Source organism: Paenibacillus aceti, assembly GCF_003614185.1.
In the GTDB taxonomy this organism is placed as follows: domain Bacteria; phylum Bacillota; class Bacilli; order Paenibacillales; family Paenibacillaceae; genus Fontibacillus; species Fontibacillus aceti.
Genome location: NZ_KZ987724.1, coordinates 1,775,360 through 1,798,088 on the forward strand (window position 1 = coordinate 1,775,360; position 22,729 = coordinate 1,798,088).

At 51.0% G+C, this 22,729-nt stretch carries 18 protein-coding genes; all 18 read right to left on the minus strand.

Going from position 1 to position 22,729, the window contains the following annotated elements; genetic code table 11:
* Positions 1–143: 143 nt before the first annotated feature.
* Complete coding sequence (tnpA, locus tag BFJ94_RS07790) at positions 144–617, minus strand: IS200/IS605 family transposase (RefSeq protein ID WP_120460925.1); 474 nt, start codon at positions 615–617, stop codon at positions 144–146.
* Positions 618–801: 184 nt separating this feature from the next.
* Positions 802–2,130: a type I glutamate--ammonia ligase gene (gene glnA, locus BFJ94_RS07795; RefSeq protein ID WP_120462150.1), complete on the minus strand. Its 1,329-nt coding sequence runs from the start codon at positions 2,128–2,130 to the stop codon at positions 802–804.
* 18 nt (positions 2,131–2,148) lie between these two features.
* On the minus strand, positions 2,149–2,562 hold the full coding sequence (locus BFJ94_RS07800; protein WP_120462151.1) for a MerR family transcriptional regulator: 414 nt from the start codon (positions 2,560–2,562) through the stop codon (positions 2,149–2,151).
* Positions 2,563–2,655: 93 nt separating this feature from the next.
* Positions 2,656–3,909, minus strand: a complete 1,254-nt coding sequence (locus BFJ94_RS07805) for a methionine gamma-lyase family protein (RefSeq protein WP_120462152.1) — start codon at positions 3,907–3,909, stop codon at positions 2,656–2,658.
* A 222-nt stretch (positions 3,910–4,131) separates the two neighbouring features.
* A complete protein-coding gene (locus tag BFJ94_RS07810) occupies positions 4,132–5,103 on the minus strand; it encodes an AAA family ATPase (protein ID WP_120462153.1) in 972 nt (323 codons plus the stop codon).
* Between the two features lie 85 nt (positions 5,104–5,188).
* Positions 5,189–5,863 (minus strand): YdcF family protein, encoded by a 675-nt coding sequence (locus BFJ94_RS07815; RefSeq protein ID WP_120462154.1) that lies wholly within the window; start codon positions 5,861–5,863, stop codon positions 5,189–5,191.
* A gap of 2 nt (positions 5,864–5,865) precedes the next feature.
* On the minus strand, positions 5,866–6,426 hold the full coding sequence (locus BFJ94_RS07820; RefSeq protein ID WP_120462155.1) for a ribonuclease FAU-1 family protein: 561 nt from the start codon (positions 6,424–6,426) through the stop codon (positions 5,866–5,868).
* 197 nt (positions 6,427–6,623) lie between these two features.
* On the minus strand, positions 6,624–9,206 hold the full coding sequence (locus BFJ94_RS07825; RefSeq protein WP_120462156.1) for a PBP1A family penicillin-binding protein: 2,583 nt from the start codon (positions 9,204–9,206) through the stop codon (positions 6,624–6,626).
* A gap of 180 nt (positions 9,207–9,386) precedes the next feature.
* Positions 9,387–9,626 carry an RNA chaperone Hfq gene (hfq, locus tag BFJ94_RS07830; protein ID WP_188831495.1) on the minus strand — a complete coding sequence of 80 codons (240 nt, stop codon included), beginning with the start codon at positions 9,624–9,626 and terminating at the stop codon, positions 9,387–9,389.
* 24 nt (positions 9,627–9,650) lie between these two features.
* Positions 9,651–10,622 (minus strand): tRNA (adenosine(37)-N6)-dimethylallyltransferase MiaA, encoded by a 972-nt coding sequence (gene miaA, locus BFJ94_RS07835; RefSeq protein ID WP_120462157.1) that lies wholly within the window; start codon positions 10,620–10,622, stop codon positions 9,651–9,653.
* Positions 10,615–11,394 carry a class I SAM-dependent methyltransferase gene (locus tag BFJ94_RS07840; protein WP_120462158.1) on the minus strand — a complete coding sequence of 260 codons (780 nt, stop codon included), beginning with the start codon at positions 11,392–11,394 and terminating at the stop codon, positions 10,615–10,617. Before BFJ94_RS07840 ends, miaA begins: the two co-directional genes overlap by 8 nt.
* 17 nt (positions 11,395–11,411) lie before the next feature.
* Entirely contained in the window at positions 11,412–13,445 is a 2,034-nt protein-coding gene (gene mutL / locus BFJ94_RS07845; protein ID WP_120462159.1) for a DNA mismatch repair endonuclease MutL, read from the minus strand.
* 29 nt (positions 13,446–13,474) lie between these two features.
* Positions 13,475–16,318 (minus strand): DNA mismatch repair protein MutS, encoded by a 2,844-nt coding sequence (gene mutS / locus BFJ94_RS07850; protein ID WP_120462160.1) that lies wholly within the window; start codon positions 16,316–16,318, stop codon positions 13,475–13,477.
* 193 nt (positions 16,319–16,511) lie between these two features.
* Positions 16,512–17,999: a putative amidoligase domain-containing protein gene (locus BFJ94_RS07855; RefSeq protein WP_120462161.1), complete on the minus strand. Its 1,488-nt coding sequence runs from the start codon at positions 17,997–17,999 to the stop codon at positions 16,512–16,514.
* 1,155 nt (positions 18,000–19,154) lie between these two features.
* Positions 19,155–19,697: an outer spore coat protein CotE gene (gene cotE / locus BFJ94_RS07860; RefSeq protein WP_120462162.1), complete on the minus strand. Its 543-nt coding sequence runs from the start codon at positions 19,695–19,697 to the stop codon at positions 19,155–19,157.
* A gap of 256 nt (positions 19,698–19,953) precedes the next feature.
* Entirely contained in the window at positions 19,954–20,934 is a 981-nt protein-coding gene (locus BFJ94_RS07865) for an aromatic acid exporter family protein (RefSeq protein ID WP_120465145.1), read from the minus strand.
* Between the two features lie 154 nt (positions 20,935–21,088).
* Positions 21,089–21,925 (minus strand): ABC transporter permease, encoded by an 837-nt coding sequence (locus BFJ94_RS07870; RefSeq protein ID WP_120462163.1) that lies wholly within the window; start codon positions 21,923–21,925, stop codon positions 21,089–21,091.
* Entirely contained in the window at positions 21,897–22,706 is an 810-nt protein-coding gene (locus BFJ94_RS07875; protein WP_120462164.1) for an ABC transporter ATP-binding protein, read from the minus strand. Before BFJ94_RS07875 ends, BFJ94_RS07870 begins: the two co-directional genes overlap by 29 nt.
* Positions 22,707–22,729: the final 23 nt, after the last annotated feature.

The following is a 22,729-nucleotide window of genomic DNA, read 5'->3' on the forward strand; positions in this document are numbered from 1 at the left end:
AAATCATGACCACCCGTCCAACGGGTGGTTTGCACTTGGGGTATAACCCCCTGTTGCCAAACTGCGCCTAAAGACGCTAGCCTGACCACAAATCTGTTCAGGCTCAGTGTAATTTGTCACTTTCACTAACCAGTTAAACTGGTTTATTTCTTTTTGCTCCTGTTACTGCTAAACGGATCTTCGTACTCTTTTACACTCAACTTATCTATTGCTTGGTCATGTGCTTCTTGTTCACGAATGTATTTTGCTACGGTTGCTTCATTTAGGCCCACTGTACTTACATAATAGCCTTCTGCCCAAAATTTTCGATTCCCATATTTATACTTTAGTTGCGCGTGCTTTTCAAAGATCATTAGCGAACTTTTCCCCTTCAGATATCCCATGAATGTGGACACGGCTATCTTTGGGGGGATCGCTACCAGCATGTGTACATGATCTGGCATCATATGACCTTCCAGGATGTCCACTCCCTTATACTTACATAAACGTTTGAAAATTTCGATTAAGTCTTTCCTCACTTGATTATAGATCTCTTTCCGTCTATACTTCGGGGTGAACACAATGTGGTATTTGCACATCCACTTCGTGTGAGCTAGACTATAGCTCTTGTTTGCCATCTAAGACCATTCCTTTCAATTGAGCCTGAACATCTCAATTCTATCGGGATGGTCTTATTGGTCAAACCCTCGATCCCTCCACCCGCATAGCGGGTGGTTTTTTGTTTCGCGCGTTTCACGCACTCAACTGGCTAAAGCCATAACAAAAAACCCTCACGCCATACGGCGCAAGGGGCTCCTTGAATTAATACAACGTAATATATTGGTCGCGTTCCCATTGGTGCACTTGAGTGCGGAACATATCCCATTCGATGGCTTTCAGCTCGTAGAAGTGGGTCAAAGCATGATCGCCGAGAGCTTCGGAAATGATCTCGCTGCGAACCAATTCACCGAGAGCTTCCTTCAGGTCTACAGGTAAGCTTGGAATTCCTTCTTCAACACGTTCTTCGTCAGACATGACGTAGATGTTGCGGTCAACCGGTTGAACGAGCGGCAGTTTCTTCTTGATGCCGTCAAGTCCGGCCTTGAGCATTACGGCCAGAGCCAGGTAGGGGTTAGCCGCCGGGTCAGGGTTCCGAACCTCCACACGAGTACTGATACCGCGGGAAGCAGGAATACGAATCATCGGACTGCGGTTGCTGGAGGACCAAGCGACATAGCAAGGGGCTTCATAACCAGGCACGAGACGTTTATAAGAGTTCACAGTTGGGTTGGTTACAGCAGCGAAGGCGCGCGCATGGGTCAAAATACCGGCCATGTAATGGCGAGCATCTTGGCTCAGACCAAGCTCGTCCTTCTCGTCGTAGAAAGCATTGGTCTTCCCCTTGAACAGGGATTGGTGACAGTGCATTCCGGAACCGCTCACTCCATACAGTGGCTTCGGCATAAATGTAGCATGCAAGCCATGCTGACGAGCGATCGTCTTAACTACCAATTTGAAGGTTTGAATTTGGTCCGCCGCTTTAATCGCTTTGGCATATTTGAAGTCGATTTCATGTTGGCCTGGAGCTACCTCATGGTGAGAAGCTTCGATTTCAAAGCCCATTTCCTCAAGGGTCAGCACGATCTCGCGGCGGCAGTTCTCACCAAGATCCGTCGGGGCAAGGTCGAAATAACCGCCTTGGTCATTCAACTCCATAGTGGGGTTGCCCTTCTCATCTGTCTTGAATAGGAAGAATTCTGGCTCAGGTCCGACATTCATCGAAGTATAGCCCATTTCCTCGGCTTCCTTCAGCACACGCTTCAGGATATTGCGAGGGTCACCAGCGAACGGTGTGCCGTCAGGCATGTACACATCACAGATCAAGCGGGCAATACGATCCTCTCTAATCCAAGGGAAAATAACCCAGGTTTCCAGATCCGGAACCAAATACATGTCAGATTCTTCGATCCGCACATAGCCTTCAATAGATGAACCGTCGAACATCATCTTGTTGTCCAACGCCTTCGGCAATTGGCTTACCGGGATCTCAACGTTCTTGATCGTTCCCAGCAGATCTGTAAATTGCAGACGGATAAAGCGGACATTCTCTTCTTCGGCGATTCGCAGAATATCTTCCTTGGTGTAACTCACGCTAACATCTCCCAACAGTTAATTTAATTTAAAATACCGGGATAATTCCCCCTGGATTAATGAAACCTGACCAGGACGTTGCTTCGTGAACAATTCCTGCTTCAGAATACGATAGAGCTCGGAATTCGATATTTCCTTGCGTTTTTCTTCGGTGTCCCGCGTTATGACAGTCGCTTCCTCAGATTCGCCATCAACCGGGGCGATCACCTGTTTAATACCGGCGATATTAACTCCCTTATCGATCAAGGCCTTAATCTCGAGGAGACGTTCCACATCATTAAAGGAGAACAGACGTTGGTTCCCGGATGTCCGCGCAGGTACAATCAACTCATGCTGTTCGTAATAACGAATCTGCCGAGCTGTTAAATCCGTAAGCTTCATCACGATACCAATCGGAAACAAGGCCATATTTCTGCGAATATCGTCACTCATCGCTCTCAACCTTCCAGTTTAATTATCATAGACTAATGATATGTAAGTTATTCTGACATGTCAATAGTGATGTCAGGTTAGCTTACAAGAAATTTATAGCAAATTACGATCCCTCATCGTCTGCAATGCGGTTAACAGACCGAACTTAACGTGGGAGTAGGTAAGTCCGCCCTGCATATAAGCGATATAAGGCTCGCGGATCGGCGCATCTGCAGACAGCTCAAGACTGCCCCCCTGAATAAAGGTCCCCGCCGCCATAATGACCGGATGTTCATATCCCGGCATATCCCAAGGCTCAGGCACAACATGACCGTCAACCGCTGCCGCACGCTGAATCCCTTGCACAAAAGCAATCAAATGCTCCGAGCTGCTGAACGAAATCGCCTGAATCAAATCCGTACGCTTATCATTCCAGCGCGGCTTACTATCAAAGCCGACCCGCTCGAACAAGGCTGCAGCCAGAATACTTCCCTTGACCGCTTGTCCGACAATCGTCGGAGCCATGAATAATCCTTGATAAATCCCTCTTGTTGTGCCCAGCATAGCGCCGACTTCACTGCCGATGCCCGGCGCTGTCAGACGGTTCGCAGCCAGCTCCACCAGTTCCGCCCGACCGCATATGTATCCGCCTGTTTCGGCCAATCCTCCGCCCGGGTTCTTGATCAGCGAGCCTGCCATCAGATCCACACCTACCTGGGTCGGCTCCTGCTCCTCCGTAAATTCCCCATAGCAGTTATCGACGAACACGATAAAATCCGGGGATAGAGCTTTCACCCGCCGTACCATATCTCCGATCTGCTCCACCGTGAAGGAATCCCGCCAATCGTATCCGCGTGAACGCTGGATTCCGATCACCTTCGTGCTGCTCGTTATTTTGCCAGCTACCGCATCCCAGTCCACCGAGCCATCGGCAAGCAAGTCCACATCATCGTAGGTTATGCCAAAATCCCGCAAGGACCCGGTTCCATCGCCCGGTTCACCAATGACCTTATGCAGAGTATCATACGGCTTACCCGTAATGTAGAGTAGCCCATCTCCCGGCCGTAGCACACCGAACAAGGCTGTGGAAATCGTATGCGTTCCCGAAGCAAAATGAGGTCGCACCAGCGCCACCTCCGCTCCGAATACATCCGCGTAGACGAGATCCAGCACCTCACGTCCCCGGTCATTATAGGCATATCCGGTCGAGCCAGCAAAATGAAAATCACTGACATGATGCTTCTGAAAAGCTTCAATGACCTTGAACTGATTTTTGTCCACAATTCGATCTATTTCCCGGAACTGCTGTTCAGCCTGACGCTCCGCTTCTTCCATTCGTGTTACGATCTCTTCAGAAAATACCGCCATCCAACTTCTCTCTCCCTTTACAGTTGTTCAAAAAGCGTAAGCTTCATGCAGAAGATCTGGCTCCTTGAACATGCTCTGTGAATTCTCGCTGTACGCCTCAGCATAATTTAAAAATTGAACCGCCTGATGCAGGCAGACCAGGTGTAGCATAAGCAGCAGCCTGACCGCATCATGGGTTCAACTTGAACATAATATTACAACCTTACTAGTACACACACGCTACTATTCAAACTTCAAGTCCTCGGTGCGGATAGTCATAAGCTCCAGCTTCCCGGGCGAGCCGCCGCTATATTGGTTCAGAATGCGTACCGCCTGCTGACGGATCGAACGCTCGATCACATTACGGACATACCTTGCGTTACTGAACACATGCTCGCCTTCCACCTTCTCCCGTAGCAGATGCTGTTTCAATTTGACGATCGCCTGCGGCATCAGAATATAATCACGTTCCTTGGCCATACCTTCGGCAATCTGGATTAATTGATCGATTGTATAATCGGGAAATTCCATCACGATCGGGAAGCGGGAGGGCAGCCCCGGGTTCGTATCCAGGAAGAAATCCATCTCATCGCTATACCCAGCTAAAATAAGAATAAATTGCGACTTGGAATCTTCCATTTGTTTTACTAATACATCAATGGCTTCCTTCCCAAAATCCTTCTCCCCGCCGCGGGCAAGGCTGTACGCTTCGTCCACAAACAGAATACCGCCCATCGCCTTCTTGACCAAATCACGGGTTTTCTGTGCGGTATGCCCGATGTATTCTCCCACAAGGTCGGCCCGCTCTACCTCGATCAGATGACCTTTGCTAAGCACACCCATCCGCTGAAAAAATTTAGCTACCAGCCGGGCGACCGTCGTCTTACCGGTACCTGGATTTCCTTTGAACACCATATGGAACACTTGTGCCTCGGACAATAGACCCGCTTCAGAGCGCATCGACGCAATTTGCAGGAGAGCAAATATTTCGTACATCAGCTCTTTAATATGATCCAGTCCAACCAGTGCATCCAGTTCCTTCTGCAAATCTGCAAACAGGCTATTCTGCGGCATAACCTTGGCAGATGAACGGGCTTCACTGTCCGGAACGCTCTGCGAGACAACCGGCGGCTCCGAATTGCGCAGAACAATATTAATTTGTCTTGAAGGTCTCTCCTCTGGAGGTCCACTTCTAGCCATTACTCGCCCTGACATAGCGTAGATCACCTCTTTATATGGTGGGGCTTTGAAACACATATTTAAATGTATTCTCTCTCCCCGTCCGATATTAGAAGTTTTGTCATTTCCAGCCAAGAGCAAGCAAGGCGTAATCTATCTTCCATTTCGTATAAGCCAGAATTTCGCGCACAATAGTAGGAACACGCTTCAGCACCTGGGTCTCTGTGAGCGACAGCCTCGGATTGGAATAATCCAGTGCCTCCGCGATCTCGTAGGATCGGTTGCCATGGAAGGTATGCGTGATAATCACCGCTGTTGTGAACTCCTTATCCTTCATAATCTCCTGGCTGAATTTCAAATTCTCAAGGGTGCTGGTCGCCTTATTCTCTAGCAGGAGCGCTTCCTTCGGTACTCCATGCTGCTCCAGATAGATCGCCATTCCCTCTGCTTCCGTGTAAGGATTACCCGGCTTGTCCAGACCTCCCGTCAAAATAAAGGAATGAAAGCGCCCGGCCTTATAATCTGCAAGGCCCTGCTCCAGGCGCTCCCGCAAGCCCGGACTCGGCTTGTCACCCCACATCGCCGCGCCAAGTATAATACCGACATCGGCAGGCTCAGAAGCAACCGCCGTCGCCGCTGTATTCCGATACACACTGCCAATCTGGGCCAGTGCATAGACAGACCATAGGACACCTAGCAATATACAGGTTACCCCAATGCGCAGCATCCAGACGAATTTGCGACTGCGTCTTCTTCGACTCCCAAGATACGGTGAGCTAGCACGGTATTGAGCCATGATTAACCTCCAGAATTGCTAGAATCAGATTGAACATAACCGGTCCGGTAGTGCTCAAGCGACATCGCAAAATAAGGGAACGCTTGATTCTTGATCAATTTCATCACTTCACGGGCCGTTTCCTTCGCCAGATCATAATCCCTGACGCTGATAAATCCGCGGCTTAGTGCATCATCAAGTTCATCTTCATCCAGCAAGAATACCTCGCCATTCTTCAGTACAACAATATCCAAATACAAATCATCGAACCAAGGGACCCCTTGGTCGGTAACCCCTTGGGTTTTGCATACATCAATGTACCATTCCACGATGTCCCCATGATCGTCAAACATCGCGGTTACTACATAGTGAGCCCCTTTGGGATAGTATTGAAGCCATGTATATCCCTTGTCGGCGATGCGAAAGGTATGACCTCCATACGTCTTCCAAAGCGGATCACGCAGGGCGTTAATACCGTAAAACGTAGCATAGCCCGTAAATTTGTCACCCTCTACATACTTCGATTTGAACTGGCGCTGGGTCACGCGGCGCCAATTCGCACGGTCTCCGAATTTTCGCTTCATGTTCAATACCCTTTCAACACAATGTACTTTCAGCTTACCACATTTAAAGGACTCACTCAAAAACGAATCTTCAAAAATTTATAAAAATACATCAAGCGCAAAAGAACACCGATGCCCTATCAGGGCACCGGCGTTCGATCCGAACCTATATACTAACCTTTTTATCATATCGATATCTGTATTCTTAGACCAGCAGTCTATACTCCACCAGAGCCGCTGTTCTGACCACCACCGCCGTCGACCGGTTGATCCGTTCCGGAACTGGAGGCATCCCCGCCGCCACCGGAATCGCCTGGCGTCGTCCCGCCTGGAACACTACCACCCTCATTTCCGTTTCCAGACTCGGTGTTATTCCCATTCTCATTGCCCTCTGGAGGAGGAACTTGATTCCCGCCATTGCCGGATTCACCAGAGCCGCCCTCGCCAGGAGGTGGCGTCACTTCCGAGCCTCCGCCGCCTTCCCCAGGATTCTCTGTATCCCCTCCATCTGGAGGCGGGATGACTTCTCCCTCGCCCTGATCCTCAGCAGGTACCGAGACCTGAGTAATATTGGATGGCTGGCTCTCTACATCATTGACAGGATCATAGATTGTTACATAGTATTCATAATCCGTGCCTGGTACGACCCCTATGTCCTCAGCCGAAGTCGTAACCGAATCCATATAACGCGTAAATTCGGATGCAGTCGCTTCGCGGCGATAGATGCGGTAGGCAACATCGGTCTCTTCTGTACCTGTCCAGTTCAGTGAAACCGTTCCCGTTCCTTCATCATACGAACCGCTTAAATTGCTCGGTGCAGTAATCTCTACTTCCTCTTGTGGAGGCTCTGGAGCTTTCTCCAGACTCTTCGGAACAGGGAAGTCCTTGACCGGGACGCCTTTGAGTGCCTCCTTCATAATCGTTGCGAATAAGGAAGCTGCCTGACCACTACTGCCATTTAGCAAATGGTTCTTATCCGGATTATCGTAGCCTTCCCAGATCGCAGCCGTCCATTCCGGCGTATATCCAACGAACCATACGTCACGGTTCTTGCTGCTCTTGAGGCCCGGGATACCATGCTGTGTCGTCCCCGTCTTACCGGCCAGCGGACGATCGATCTTGGCACGTCTACCTGTACCGTCATTAACAACATTCTGCAGCAGCTTCGTCATATAATAAGCTGTCGTCTCGCTGAATACCCGCTTCGGCTTCGGCGGATTGTATTTGAACAGATCCTTGCCATCGTGATCCTTGATCAGCTTAATGGAGTATGGAGCATTGTATTCCCCACCGTTGGCATACACACTAAAGGCTCCCGCCATTTCCAGCGTATTCGTACCATAGGTCAGACCGCCGAGCGCAATCGCCAGGTTATTGTCATTCTTATCCATCTTGATGCCCATTTCCTCGGCATACTTCACACCGGTCTTAACCCCGACCTGATTCAATAACCATACGGCAGGAATATTCTCCGACTTCGTCAACGCAGTAGTGAAATCTATCGTCTTGGAATAACCATGCAGGTTACGCGGACAATAGTCGCCGAAGCACTGCTTCTCATTACTAATCTGCGAGTTGATCGTAAACTGGCCGGACTCAAGCGCAGGACCATAGGATACGATCGGTTTAAAGGCCGAGCCAGGCTGTCTGCGGCTCTCGACACGACTGAAGCCTTTGCGTTGGTAGTCACGACCGCCCAATAGAGCGATCAAGCTGCCATTCTGATGGTTCATAATGACGATCGAAGCCTGAACCGGCTGGTCATCCTTGCTCTTCTCGAAGAAGTCGTCATTGTCGAACGCCTTCTCAACCGCTTTTTGCGCCTGTGCGTCCATCGTTGTATAAATTTTGTATCCGCCGCGGTTCAGATCGTCTTCCGTCAGCCCATATTTCTCCTCGGCTTCTTTAATGACATAATCCTTGAAGGCCAGATAGCTCTCATTCTTCACTGGCGGAACATAATCATAATCGACCGCCTTCGCTTCGTCACGCTCTTCAGCAGAGATATAGCCCTGCTCAAACATCAGGTCGAGCACAACCGCCCGGCGCTGCTTCGACAGATCCGGATTGGATACCGGATTGTACTTGGACGGACCCTTTGGAATAGCGGCCAGCGTAGCAATTTGCCATAATTCAAGCTTATCGAGGTCACTGACTCCAAAATACCGCTGGGATGCTGCCTTAATCCCATACGCTTTCTGGCCGAAGAAGATCCGGTTCAGATAGAGCGTAATAATCTCATCCTTCGTCTTATGGTTCTCGAGCGCCATGGCGATAGACATTTCCGTCGCTTTACGGAAGAAGGTCTTATCCCGGCTCAAGAACATATTCTTGGCCAACTGCTGCGTAATCGTACTGCCCCCTTCAACAAGAGAACGGGCCATAACGTCTTTGACAGCGGCACGTCCGATGGACCATAAATCAACACCGCTATGCTCTAAAAATCGTCTATCCTCAGTAGCGATAAATGCTTTTTTGACTAGCTCAGGTATTTTATCGGAATCAACAGGCTCGCTGCGATCCACCGATAATTCACCCATCATATTTCCATTGCGGTCATAGACCTTTGAGGTTTCATAAATAAACAGCTTATCCTCATTCTCTCTGAGGATCTTCTCACCGTTGACGGTAATATAGAGATAACCTGCGATCGCACAAATACTAGCGATAGCTACGGTGAAAAATAAGGTCCACATGAGCCGCCTTGCCGTCAGTTTTCTTTTTTTATTCCCTTTTGGCTTGACCGGCTTGTGACTTGGCTTACTGTTCCTGTCCAGTCTGGAAGGTCTCTTAGTAGACATTTATTTTCTCTGACTCCCTTCATACCAGTCTCGCTTGACAGCAGTTTCCTTGCTTGAACATGTTCCTCTACTGACCAGTATTAGTAGTTGGAAAGAAAAGAACAACCTCTCATCAGGTTGCTCCACTCTTAATCCTATACCTTTAAACGTCCTGAAGATCAAAAAGTTTCAAAACCCAAATTATACCTCGCTCGCAGGCTCCTGCATCAAGGACACATTACGCTGTGGCTGGAAGGTAGAAATCGCATGCTTGTACACCATTTGTTGGCGTCCATCGCTGTCAATCACGATCGTAAAATTATCGAATGCCTTAATGGTGCCACGGATTTGAAAGCCATTGGTCAGAAATACAGTCACAGGAATATTCTCTTTGCGGAGCTGGTTCAAAAATGTATCTTGGATGTTGATGGATTTGTTCATTCGTCGTACCCCCAATAGGATCAATTAGTATTTAGATTTATATTCAAGATTTAAATGAAACTTTCCTGCTATTATAGCACGTACAGCCTCTAAATTCCCGGAAAAATTTTTATAATCGCTAACATCGACCCAGGAAATATCCTTCATATGCCGGAACCAGGAGAGCTGTCTCTTGGCGAATCGTCTCGTATCCCGCTTCAGCTTGTTCACCGCATCCTCCAGTGGCACTCCATCTTCCAGATGCTCCGCAATTTCCTTGTAGCCTAAGCCCTGCATGGAAATGAGATCCCGAGTAAAGCCCTGCTCAAGCAGATTTCTGACCTCATCCACCAGCCCGGCATTCATCATCTCATCGATTCGCTGCTCAATACGGTTATAAAGCATTTGACGGTCCATTGTCAAACCGATGAGGCATAAGTTGTACGGGGACTGCTTATTCTGGGACTCAAGTCCAGCGGATAAAGTCGTCCCGCTTAGATGATAAATCTCTAACGCCCGAATGACCCGGCGTACATCGTTGGGATGCAGCCTCTCCGCCGATTTGGCATCCACAGCAGCCAGGCGGGCATGCAGCACTTCGTTCCCTTGCTCATCGGCTAACGCCTGCATTTCGGCGCGGAATGTCTCATCTGCTCCTACATCCGTAAATTGATACTCATAGCAGACCGATTCTACATAGAGGCCTGTGCCTCCCACGATAAAAGGCAACTGGCCCCGTCCGTGAATCTCCGGGATCAACTCCCGGCAGCTCTCCTGAAATAACGCCACAGAGAACGGTTCATCCGGACTCAGCACATCGATCAAATGATGAGGTATTCCTTCCATTTCGGCTGGACTGATCTTGGCTGTGCCGATGTCCATACCGCGATAGACCTGCATTGAATCACCGGAGATGATCTCACAGGAAAATGCCTTGGCGATTTCGATGCTCAGCTTCGTCTTGCCGACCGCCGTCGGGCCGACCAGAACGAGCAGGTTCGGTTTGTCTTTATTCATCAAGTGAAATCACTCCATACACAATTTTAGTGTGAGAACGTCCTACCTCCTGAAAGCCGAGTCTCGCAAACTCGCTGCTTCCTTTTTTCTCCTTCAGTACGACGCTCCTGCGTGCAACCCGGCAGGCCTCCTCAATCGTCTCCTCGCTCAGCCCCTCGTTGTTAGCGAAGGTTCGTAGCGGGGAAATCGCCGATGATTCCATGATCGGATCGCGGAACATCGGATCGAAATAGACGACATCTGCGCTCTTGGCAGGCATTTCTCGCAGCGCCTCAAGATGGTGAACATGTCTTGTCTCAATCCGCCGCAGCGCGGCGTCATATAGAGCTACGCCTGATTCATAGTAAGCGAGCCCTTCGGTAAGCAGCGCCCATAAGGATAAGGAATCCTCCAGAGCGATAACCCGCCCGGTAGGACCGGCGCCGAGCGAGAATACCGAAGAATCGGAGCCTAGTCCGGCTGTACAGTCGATAATCGTATCGCCCGGACGTACACCAGCTGCTTCAAGCATCGTATCCGGCTCGCCGCGCAGGACCCGCTTAGCCCTCACAAAAGCCATGCTCGGGTGAAAAGTCAGCGGCTCAGCTCCAGTCCGGTGTAATCTTGCGCCGCCCTCCAGGATGACAAGAATATCATCATCGCCGTAGCGCTGAGATAATTTGGACAGAGACGTCCGATTTCGGGGAACGAATCTGGCCCCTGATTTGCTGGAGAGGGCCATAGCACGCTGCACTGGCTCGGCTGCGCTATGATCTCCTGTCGTAATAATCAAAACATGAATTCCTCCGTTCACATAACCCGCTTGAATAGCTTCTCCAGATCATAATTCGAAAAGGAGATAATAATCGGTCGTCCATGCGGACAGGTATAAGGCTGCTTGCATGCACCTAGCCGCTGCAGTAAAGTATCAGCCTCTTCCTTCGTTATCTTCTGGTTGGCCTTGATCGATGCCTTGCAGGATACCAAGGTGGATGATTTCTCCCTCAGCTTGGAGAGGTCAATCGCCCGCTCATTCAGCACCCATTCCGCCATCTCTTCAATAATCGAGGCTTCCTCGCCGCTCGGGAACCAGTATGGATGCGATACGACGCGGAAGGTGCCACCGCCGAAATGCTCGAGAATGACGCCGACCCGCTCGAACCAGGACAAGCGCTCCTTCAGCTTCTCGCTGTCCGCTGGCGTAAATTCCAGGGTGATCGGCAGTAGCAGCTCTTGAGATGCATCCGCAGGCTGACCGAATTTCTCGTAATAATATTCGTAATTCACACGCTCATGCGCGGCATGCTGGTCGATCAGATACAGGCCTTCCTGATTTTGTGCGATCAGGTAAGTGCCGTGATGCTGGCCGATCAGCTCCAGCTCAGGGAAGGCCGGCAGCTCCGGCGCCTCCTGCGGGGCGCCGTATAGCGCTTGCGGCGCCGCGCCGCTCGCAGCTGGCGCGGCCTGCCCCCGGCCGCCCGGGCCTTCAATGCCCGGGCTGGCCGTTCCCGGCGCGCGCTCCGCGTACGCGCCGGATGCCGCCGGGCGGCGGCCAGCAGCAGCGGCGGAGGGACCGCCGCCGCTGCCACTGCCGCTGGCGTAGCCGCCCGCGGCTTGTTCGCGCAGCGCGTAAGCGGCTGCGCTGCTCTGGGCAGGCGCGCTATAGCTAGCGCCTGCGGCCGCCTGCCCACGGGCGGCCGCAGCATCTGCGCCGCTCGCTCCCTCGCGGCGACCGCCATCCGCGTCCCTCGTCGTGTCCTGAAGTGACGAGGGACGCGAGAAATGGAACTGCTCTTGAATGACCGCCTTTGTACTGCCTCTGCCGAGATTCTGCTTGACGACCTGCGGAATCAGCACCTGCTCCGACAGGACGGAGCGAATGCTCTCTTCCACGAAGCTGTTCAGTTCCGGCTCCTTGCTGAACCTGACCTCCAGCTTGGCCGGATGGACATTGACATCGACGAGCGAGGGATGCATGTCCAGCATCAGCACCAGTAACGGATAGCGATTTATCGGCAGCAGCGTATGGTAGGCGCGTAGAATCGCCTGCTGCAAGCCCTGGTTCCGAATATAGCGGCCATTCACGATCGTGGATATTCCACTGCGGTTGGAGCGAGTCAGCTCCGGACGCCCGATATAACCGGTGATCCGGTAATCCAGATTCTCCGCCTCGATCGCCACCATCCCTTTTGAGGTGTTAATGCCGTAAATCGCCGCGATAACCTGTAGCAAATCCCCTCCGCCCTGGCTTTGCAGCAATGTATTCCCATTGTGCCGGAATGTAAAAGAAATTTCCGGATGGGACAGAGCCTGCCGATACATCACATCAGAAATATGGCCGAGCTCAGTCTGTATCGTCTTCATATATTTCAGCCTTGCCGGAGTATTATAGAACAATTCCTTCACGGTAATATCCGTACCCCGAGGCGCCGCGATCTCTTCGTTCAGCTTCAGATTTCCGCCTTCGATCTCGATCGCTCGGCCCAGGCCAAGCTCGCTATTCGCTGTAACCAGTCTGACCTTGGCAACGGCAGCGATACTCGGCAGTGCCTCGCCGCGAAAGCCAAGGCTGCGGATTTGGAACAAATCCCGGCCCTGCAGCAGCTTGCTCGTCGCATGACGATAGAAAGCCGCCTCACAATCGTCCGGTTCAATGCCGAAGCCATTATCGATGACCCGAATCAGCGATAGCCCGCCTTCCTCAGCTTGCACCTCTATACTCGTCGCTCCGGCATCGATCGCATTCTCCACCAGCTCCTTCACCACCGAGGCAGGCCTTTCAACCACCTCCCCAGCGGCGATCTGGTTCGCGATATGTTCATCCAGGACAATTATTTTAGCCATTCATTATTCCCCCCTTAGCCAATTTACGCTCACAGTTCGTTCGCCTTCATCTTCAGCTCATTGATCAACTGCATCGCCTGAATCGGCGTCATATTCATCAGATCAGCCTGCTTCACCATGCTCACCATTTGCTTTAAAGCCGGTGGTTGCTGGGATGACATCTTATTCTGCCTTCGCTCAGGCAGCTCGTCCACGAACATCGATAACTGAACCACTTCTCCGACTTCCGCTGAATCATCGTTTGAAGAAGGAGCTCCCGAATCGCTGGCTCGCCCATCCACGGGCTCCTTGTCAGCGTGGTCATGATGATCGTGGTCTACATGACCATTATCCTGAGCGCGCAGCTGTTTATCTTGTTCAGCCCGTTCTCCGGCAGAGACCGTCTGTAATTTCGAACCCGTTCCGGCGTTATCTTGCCCATCATGGGCAGAATTTCCTTGAAGTGAAATTCGCTCCACCTGCGAAGAGGCTGCCGTTTCGACTGTCGCTTGCTCGAAGCCTTGCAGCAGGCCGTAAGCCCGGTCAATGATGCTATTAGGCAGTCCAGCGAGACGGGCGCAATATATCCCGTAGCTCGAATCGGCGGCACCTGGAATCAATTTACGCAGGAAATGCACCTTATCGCCGCTCTCCTGCACTGCCATGCTGTAATTACGCAGATTCCCCAGACTTTTCTCCAGCCCGGCCAACTCATGAAAATGTGTGGATACAAGCGCCTTACAGCCGATATGATCATGCACATACTCGATCACCGCTTGGGCAATCGCCATCCCTTCGCTCGTCGAGGTGCCCCGCCCAAGCTCGTCGATGATGATCAGGCTGCGCGGCGTCGCCTTCTCCGTCATAATCTGAATATCGGCCATTTCCACCATGAATGTGCTCTGACCGCCGATCAGATCATCCGCTGCCCCAATCCGGGTAAATATACGATCGACCAGCGGTATTTCCGCCTTCGTGGCCGGTACGAAGCTGCCGATTTGCGCCAGGATAGAAATAAGTGCGACCTGACGCATATAGGTGCTTTTTCCCGCCATATTAGGTCCTGTAATCAGTAAAATACTCGCCTCATCCTTACGGAGATCCGTGCCGTTGGCGATGAATGCCGCGTCGTTCATCACCGACTCCACTACCGGATGACGTCCCTGTTCGATGATCAGATCGAAGCCGTCGCTCAGCACAGGACGTACGAACCTACCGTCTGAAGCAACGACAGCCAATGAGCGGTACACATCGATCTCGGCGATTTTCTCAGCCAGTGACTGTAATCTTGTAATCTCGGTAGCGACCTTCTCCCGGACTTCCTGGAACAATGCATATTCCAGATCGACCATCTGTTCCTCTGCTTCGAGGATCAATCGCTCCTTCTCCTTAAGCTCAGGCGTTACATAACGCTCGGCATTTGCCAGCGTCTGCTTCCGTTCATAGCGTCCCTCGGGAAGCATGGACAGATTGGCCTTCGTCACTTCGATATAATAACCGAACACTTTGTTATAACCGATCTTCAGCGACTTGATGCCAGTTAATTTCCGTTCCGAAGCTTCCAGCTCGGCAATCCAGCGTTTCCCGTTCGCGCCCGCTTCGCGCAGCTCGTCGAGATGAACATGGTATCCCTTCTTGATGATGCCACCGTCTCGTACTGATACCGGAGGCTCGTCCGCAATCGAGGCCTCGATCATCTCGGCCAGATCCTCGCAGATGTCCATGTTAGCGGCGATCTTGCCCAGTGTTGTGGAAGCGGAGGAAGCACAGAGTTGCTTCAACGCCGGCGCTTGGCGTAAAGAAGCCTTGAGCGCGATCAAATCCCGTCCATTCGCGCTACCGAAGGCGATCCGACCGGTGAGACGTTCTAGATCATATATATCTTGGAGCAGGATACGCAGATCTTCCCGCAGGATGAAATCGCGCTGCAACGCATCTACCGCCTCCAGGCGCTCCTCAATCCGGGTCCTCTGCAATAGCGGCTTATCGACCCAGCGGCGCAGCAGGCGCGCACCCATCGACGTCTCGGTCTTGTCGAGCAGCCATAGCAATGATCCTTTCTTGGAGCGCTCTCGCACTGTTTCCACTAGCTCCAGATTGCGCCGGGTGAACGGATCGAGGATCATATATTGCTCCGGCTCATAGGCGGAGATCTTCGTAAGCTGGCCGAGGGAACGCTTCTGGGTCTCGTTCAGATAGCCGACCAAGAGAGAGATGCCATGCTGACGCTCAGGCTCGAGTCTGAGCCAGGCTGCTTCGCCGAATTGCTTGCGGCTGATGTCCTCTTTGCCCCGATCCCAAGGGGTATAGACCACCGGCTTACCGAGCGTAGATGCCTGACTTTGAATCCACTCAAGCAGCTCGCTATCACCGATAATTTCAGATGGATCGTACAGACCGATCTCATCCCTCAGCCATTCTTTGTTGGCGGGTGCAGAGGTGACGTAGAGCTCCCCGGTCGAGAGATCGCAGACCACTAACGCCATATTGTTGTTCTGCTCAGTAACGCACAGTATGTAGTTATTGGTGTGCTCCGCTACGGTCTTGCCCTCCATGATCGTACCTGGCGTTACGACCCGCACGATTTCACGGCGGACGACACCTTTGGCGGTTGCCGGGTCCTCCACCTGTTCGCAGATAGCGACCTTATAGCCCTTCTCAATCAGGCGCTGAATATAGCTCTCCGCCGAATGATAGGGAACACCGCACATCGGAATTTTCTCGCCGATCCCCCCATCGCGGCCGGTTAATGTAATCTCCAGCTCTTTGGATGCCAGAATAGCATCATCGAAGAACATTTCATAGAAATCGCCCAAACGGAAAAACAAAAAGGAGTCCTTCGCTTGAGCCTTCACACTCAAATATTGTTGAATCATCGGCGTATAGTTAGCCATGAGAAACCTCCAAATTACCATTCATATCATAGAAAATCGTTCAAAAAGCTCCGTTCTTGATCCACCGTTTCATGCAACGCTGGCGTTTGAAGGTTGACGCTCCTCACACTTATTGGGAAGCATAATTGGGTATCGAAAACCAGACTTTTTGAATTCGCACTAGAAGTCTATTATACCAGAAAGGGATGGAGGCTTACGAGTAGTTTCGTATTTTCCAGGGCCTGCGAATATCCGCGGATTCATCCCAAGTATTCCCCGATTCAATCGCGGTTAGGAATGGGGCTAAATATTTCTCATAGTATCCATAGGCCTTAGCCTGCCTAATATCCGAGAGTAGTGGAGGGAGGGATGGCCGGATGAGCTCGGGCTGACCCTTATAAAAAGCATGGTAGATCTCCTCCCGCTGCAGTGGCCTGCGTTTAAAGCATGCGGGTTCTTCCGCAATAAGCATGGCTAGAGCCACCACTCCTTTGGTCACTAGCGGGGAGATGAGGAAGCTCGGTAAGGTGCGGTATTCGAAGCCGCCATAGCTTTTGAGGCGGAAGTCTCCCAGAAATCCGTAGCGTGGCCTGCGGCGGAAGCTGCTGCTGTCCTCCAGCATAAATACTGGAAGCGCCAAGTAGTTGTCGAGGATGCGAAGCAGCTCGCTCGTCAGCGGAACACCGCTAAAATGCAGATGCCCTCCTAACGGAAATCCACGCTGCGGCATCCCGCCCGCCTGCCAGAGCAGTTCGCGGTCATGGATGTGGCTATCTGCCGTACGAAAGGCATGTAATAAGTGGCGAACAATCTCATCCGGGTTCCGGCCCGGGGCAGGCCGTAGCTCCGCAAGTGGCATCAGCCTGCGGCCCTGGTAGCGCAGCACATCACAGCCCGCCTCTCCATGATGGCTCAGAAAGCGCGAGGCCGGTACGACTTTGCCGGTATGACGATTAAACAGCAAAAATTCCGGGTCCATGCCGATTACCGCTTCGCTTCTCTCCCCCGGAAATTGCACCAGTTCATCTAGCTGCTCAGCCATAGCCATGGCATACAGTTCAGCGGTGGCTCTATCGCTAAAATCCGGGGTCGGTGAAACCCCCTCGATGGTATACATCCCTTCTTCGCCTGCAGCTATGATCACTTCCCCCATATCGAGCCCCAAGGCGTACAGGGCCCGGATCGCCGCCTTCCCCAGCCGTCTCCATAACGGAGTCCCCTGTTCCGGTTCAACGCCCGGTGAGCTGATGATTCCCGATTGCCCTAGCGGAATAGCACGTAGAGCGCGGAGATGGAACACACTGACCTTGAAGCGCCGCTTGTATACCCGATGTCTGGCCTGTCTGGAAGGCGAGAGGGAAGCTAACAAACCAGCCGTAGTTAAACGCTGCTCACACTCGGTTGGTGTCAGCTTGAGATATCGCTCCAGTCCATCGTTAATGTGATATTCCGTCACCTTTTCCGCCAACAACGCCTCAGGTAATCCATACACAATCCCGATCAGCGTCGCCTCTTGGTCGCTCCGGTTGGTACGCACATTATTGGCAGCCGGGGCTTGCAGAACACGATACGGCACAGCCGTGAGCCTCAGCTGATTGTACAATAGTTGTGCAATCACACCGGTGGGCACAAAGATTCGCAGCACCTGACTTTTCTCAAGATTTGGACCTGAATCTGGACTTGAACCTGAACTTTGACTCATCCTCCGATCCCCTCCCACTCGGCTAAAATGACCACTGTTACATCTGTTACATCGCTCCCCATTGTGACGAACCGTAGTATCGCTACTTGCGCCAACAAGAGCTAATCCACACTCTAACGAAACTGAGCATCGCTATTTGCACCAAAAAGTGCTGATCCCAACTCTAATGAAACGGGGTATTGCTATTTGAGCAAAATGGAGTTCCTAAGCCATGTTTTCCTCTGAATAACGATATGGTGTACCGTTAAAAATTTTTTGCCGTTTGGTTTGGAGTAAATAGCGATATGGTGTTTCGTTAGAAAGTCAACCGTCTCAAATATTGCAGCTTTTCGTATCTTCACGCTGGAAACTTACTCTCGCGCGGGGCGGTTCTCAAGGTAAAGGTCATATATTTACTAAAATAACGGTTACTATGGAAACTTTTGTGCTGAACGAAGGCTTTACAGGTAATACGCAACAATCTGCAGTGGCTATAAGTGCTTATATGCAACTATTTTGGCTCCTTTCGCCCTCCATCGGGGATATAAGTGCTTTTGTGCAACTATTCAGACGGATCTCCTCTCCATTGAACTCCATTGAGGCTTAAATGGGCAGATAGTTGTATTTTCGCAGTTATTTTCTGATTTGGAGACCATTTTCCGGAAATAAGTGTATTTTTGCAGTTATCGGGCATCCCCGGCAAAAGTGCAGCAAAATAAAAACAAAAAGAGGGCAGCCGCCCTCGACGACGACGCCCCTGCCGCATATAGTAGACTATAATCCAACACCTAACTTGCTACATCTCCTGAAGAGGAAGTTCAAAAAGTTCGCCTTTGAGCACGATGGAATATCTGACAGACCATTCGACTGCGAATCTTGAATTCAACCGGGCCTACGGGTGCTCACGTACTCAAAACGTACGCTCCGCTCCCTCCGTCCCTAGTTTCATCCAACCTTCTTGGTGCTGAAAGCCCATCTTTTTGAACATGCATCGAAGTGAGGAAGTTCAAAAAGTTCGCCTTTGAGCACGATGGAATATCTGACAGACCATTCGACTGCGAATCTTGAATTCGTCGGCCGAGGGGCCTACTGGTGCTCAAGCCTACTCATCAGCGAATCCTGAACTCAGCCGGGGCTAGTGATAAGGTGTGGTGGCTCGCTTTTTGAAGCAGTCCCTTAAAGTTCGTCGTCGAGGAGGTCTGGATCTAAATCCTCGTAATCCTCGGAGTCAGATCCGAAATCATATTCTTTGTCTTCCACATTGCCAGGTACGACAAGAATATTCAGTTTCGTCTCTGCTACGAGTTCTACGGCGAATTCACGTTCCACACGAATCGATACCCGACCGTCACCAGTCACGCTCGCTTCAACAGTGCTTGGCTCCTGCGTTGCCTCCGCAGTAACCTCGACCGTTGACGGGCGATGTCTGGAATCCAGATAGTTCAGTGGAACATTCTCTACGTAAGACACCGTTTCTTTGGCAACCTCGGTCTGCGAATTTTTATCATAGGAGTACCAGATGTTGATATCGTAAGTACCAATAACTTCAATTCCGTCGCCGGCTGCTACCGCTTCATACTGGTGGTTGATAATCCAGGCCCCCAGTATGCTAGACGGCTTATGAGGCGGAGTCACGGTATGTGTTACGGTAGAGAACTTACGACCTTTTCCGCAGATCGCTTTCGTTATAATCTCTCTACTTTGATAGTTCAATGACATGTTAGAACCTCCTCCATACATCATTCAATACATGTGTATGCGGGACATAGGCAAATGTTGAATATGTGAGCATAAATAATTATGTGAATGCCCATAAGTCAAGCATAGTCCAATAGCGATCCTTAAAAGCTATCCTTAAAAAATATATATGTAATGATAACTCAAAATATTTGTCTCAAATTAAAGACGCATTAAAAAATCCCCGGGAAAATCTATTCCCGCGGGATTTGTTCGGTTTCATATAACGGATGAGTTACTATAAATCACCTGTATCCTGTGCCGAAGCTTTCTGTGCCTGGCGCGCTTTGTCCTTTCTGGCGACTTCCAGATAGAAGCTCAGCTCATGGCATAGCTGGAGAAGATGGGCGCGCAGTTCGAATTCCTCTCGCGTGGAAGGCAGATTCATCGCTTTGAACTGCTGTTCAAGCTGATGCAGCATTTTCTCCGTCTGGCCTGTATAGAACTCCCGACTGACATCGACACTGAGGCGATCGAACAATGCCGCCATGGCCTCCCCCTGCGGAATACGTTCAAAGACTAGCGAGACAAGCTCCAGCATCCCCTCAATCCGCTCTAACTGCTGCTTACGCATATAGAAATAGACGTTCCAGGCCTCATTGGGCGAGATCAACTGATTCTCCAGTGCCCGATTAGCGGAAGTCAGCCCCTCATCGACCAGCTTGCCTGCCTCAATTAACTCACTCCCATCCCACAGATGCTCCGGGTCACGCAGCGATTCAGCGATATGCTTGAAAATAACCGAGAACAGCCCGTCCACTTTACGGCGTATTTGCAGCAGTTTATCCTCTTCCTTCGGCATATACAGTAAATTTACTAGCATAGCCGAGCCAAGACCGATGATAAGCAGTTCGATCTGGGTGGCCATAACTTGCAGACTGATCTCTTCGCCACCGAACACACGGAATACGACGACAGAGCTCGTGACAATGCCCTCTTTGAATTTAGCCCGGGCAATAATCGGAAAGGCGATCAGGATATAAACCGCCAGCACCCAGATATGGAAGCCTAATATATAGAAAATAATAAATGCCATAATCAGGCCCAGCAAAGAAGCGAAGAACCGTGAGGATACGCTGGAAATACTGCGCTTACGTGTCACATCAACTCCCAAAATCGCAAGCAACCCTGCAGATAGAGCTCCTTCTATACCTAGCGCATCAGATACAATAATAGCTAGCAGTGTGGCAATAGCTGTTTTAATAACTCTGAATCCCATCGAATCACCCTTCATGACAGTCTATAAATGCGTGATATACCTCTTAAGGTAACATTTCAATATTTACACAAAAATAACCCACATTTCAAATTTCATTCCATCACCCTCCTTATTTTACAGACCGCGAGCCAAAAATGGCCATAAAAAAAGGAGCTTACCGCTCCCTGACCAGTTTACGTTCAATATATACGACCAACTGATACATCGCTGTCGCCACGATAGCAATGATGACCAGACTGGATAGAACCAGCGTGAAATTAAAGACCTGAAATCCATAGACGATCAAATAGCCAAGTCCGATCTTGGCCACCAGGAACTCACCGACGATCACCCCTACCCAGGCCATGCCCACATTCACCTTCAACGTGGATACAATGGTGGGAAAAGAAGCCGGCAGGATCGCCTTCGTAAATACTTCTCGCCGCGAGCCGCCAAATGTGCGGATGACCTTGATCAAGTTTTGATCTACCTCATTGAAACTGTTATAGACGACAAGGGTCGTGACGATCACGGTAATCGACAACGTAGTGATGACAATCGCAGTATAGCCCGCTCCGAACATGACGATGAAGATCGGGCCGAGGGCTACCTTCGGCATGCTGTTGAACACGACCATATAGGGGTCCAGTACCCTCGACAGGAAAGGCGACCACCAGATCACTACTGCCAGCGCCGTTCCTATTAACGTGCCGAGCAAGAAGCCGACCGCTGTCTCCGCCACCGTAATTCCTAAATGCGGCCACAGTTCTCCTGACAGAGCATCCTTGACGATTTGCTTGGCAACCTTGGAGGGATAACTAAAAATAAGGACGTCGATCCATTTCAACCGTCCAGCCAGCTCCCATAGCCCGATCAAAACTAGCAGTATTGATAATTGAGTAGCCAGCACAAGACGCTTGCGCTTGGTCTTAAGCCGGCGATGCCCAAGCCATTGCTGCTTGATCCAGTCTTGCTCCTCATGCTTAACCTTCAGAGTTTGCGTGAGAGACATTCTTCAGCCCCCTCTCCTCCAGCGTCTCCAGATCACGCCAGATTTCCTGAAACAACTCGTTGAAGCCTTCCTCTTCTCGGGCGTAGAACGGCTGCATCTGCCGGATATTATCCGGAATCATATAGGTGCTCCTGATCCTGCCCGGCTTCGCAGCCAGCACGATGACCCGATCGCTTACGGCGATCGCCTCGGACAAATCATGAGTCACCAGGATTCCGGTCTTGCCCCGCTGCCGCAGCGTATCGACGACCAGATCCTCAAGCTGCAGCTTCGTCTGGTAATCCAGCGCCGAGAAGGGCTCATCGAGCAGCAGTAAATCCGGATCTGTAGCAAGCGTCCTGACGAGCGCAACCCGCTGTCGCATCCCTCCAGACAGCTGATGCGGATACTGATTTGTCGTATTTCCAAGTCCCATCCCATCCAGCAAGTCCTGCACCATCAGACTGCTCTCCTCATTAAGCCGCCCTGTCAGCTCCAGGCCAAGCTGGGCATTGCTCAATATAGTCCGCCAAGGAAACAAATAATCCTGCTGCAGCATATAGCCGATCTCTGGCGTCGGTCCTGTAATCGGCTTCCCATGCAGCAGCACCTGCCCCCTGGACGGGGACAATAGTCCGGCAATCAGTGATAGAAGCGTGGTCTTGCCGCAACCGCTAGGGCCAACCAGGCTGATGAATTCACCGGCATCGACGGCTAAATTCAGCCCCTTGAGTGCAAGTATCGCTTCCCGATCCGTTAAATATAAATGATCTAAATCCCTCAGTTCTACGACAGGAACCACTGCTCACACTCCCTTTTCGTCCG

Coding starts and splice junctions, on each gene's coding strand:
- miaA (WP_120462157.1), bottom strand. CDS start 10,622: ATGAATAAAGACAAACCGAACCTGCTCGTTCTGGTCGGCCCGACGGCG.
- hfq (WP_188831495.1), bottom strand. CDS start 9,626: ATGAACAAATCCATCAACATCCAAGATACATTTTTGAACCAGCTCCGC.
- mutS (WP_120462160.1), bottom strand. CDS start 16,318: ATGGCTAACTATACGCCGATGATTCAACAATATTTGAGTGTGAAGGCT.
- BFJ94_RS07805 (WP_120462152.1), bottom strand. CDS start 3,909: ATGGCGGTATTTTCTGAAGAGATCGTAACACGAATGGAAGAAGCGGAG.
- mutL (WP_120462159.1), bottom strand. CDS start 13,445: ATGGCTAAAATAATTGTCCTGGATGAACATATCGCGAACCAGATCGCC.
- BFJ94_RS07810 (WP_120462153.1), bottom strand. CDS start 5,103: ATGTCAGGGCGAGTAATGGCTAGAAGTGGACCTCCAGAGGAGAGACCT.
- tnpA (WP_120460925.1), bottom strand. CDS start 617: ATGGCAAACAAGAGCTATAGTCTAGCTCACACGAAGTGGATGTGCAAA.
- BFJ94_RS07815 (WP_120462154.1), bottom strand. CDS start 5,863: ATGGCTCAATACCGTGCTAGCTCACCGTATCTTGGGAGTCGAAGAAGA.
- BFJ94_RS07855 (WP_120462161.1), bottom strand. CDS start 17,999: ATGAGTCAAAGTTCAGGTTCAAGTCCAGATTCAGGTCCAAATCTTGAG.
- BFJ94_RS07800 (WP_120462151.1), bottom strand. CDS start 2,562: ATGAGTGACGATATTCGCAGAAATATGGCCTTGTTTCCGATTGGTATC.
- BFJ94_RS07870 (WP_120462163.1), bottom strand. CDS start 21,925: ATGTCTCTCACGCAAACTCTGAAGGTTAAGCATGAGGAGCAAGACTGG.
- BFJ94_RS07865 (WP_120465145.1), bottom strand. CDS start 20,934: ATGGGATTCAGAGTTATTAAAACAGCTATTGCCACACTGCTAGCTATT.
- cotE (WP_120462162.1), bottom strand. CDS start 19,697: ATGTCATTGAACTATCAAAGTAGAGAGATTATAACGAAAGCGATCTGC.
- BFJ94_RS07820 (WP_120462155.1), bottom strand. CDS start 6,426: ATGAAGCGAAAATTCGGAGACCGTGCGAATTGGCGCCGCGTGACCCAG.
- BFJ94_RS07825 (WP_120462156.1), bottom strand. CDS start 9,206: ATGTCTACTAAGAGACCTTCCAGACTGGACAGGAACAGTAAGCCAAGT.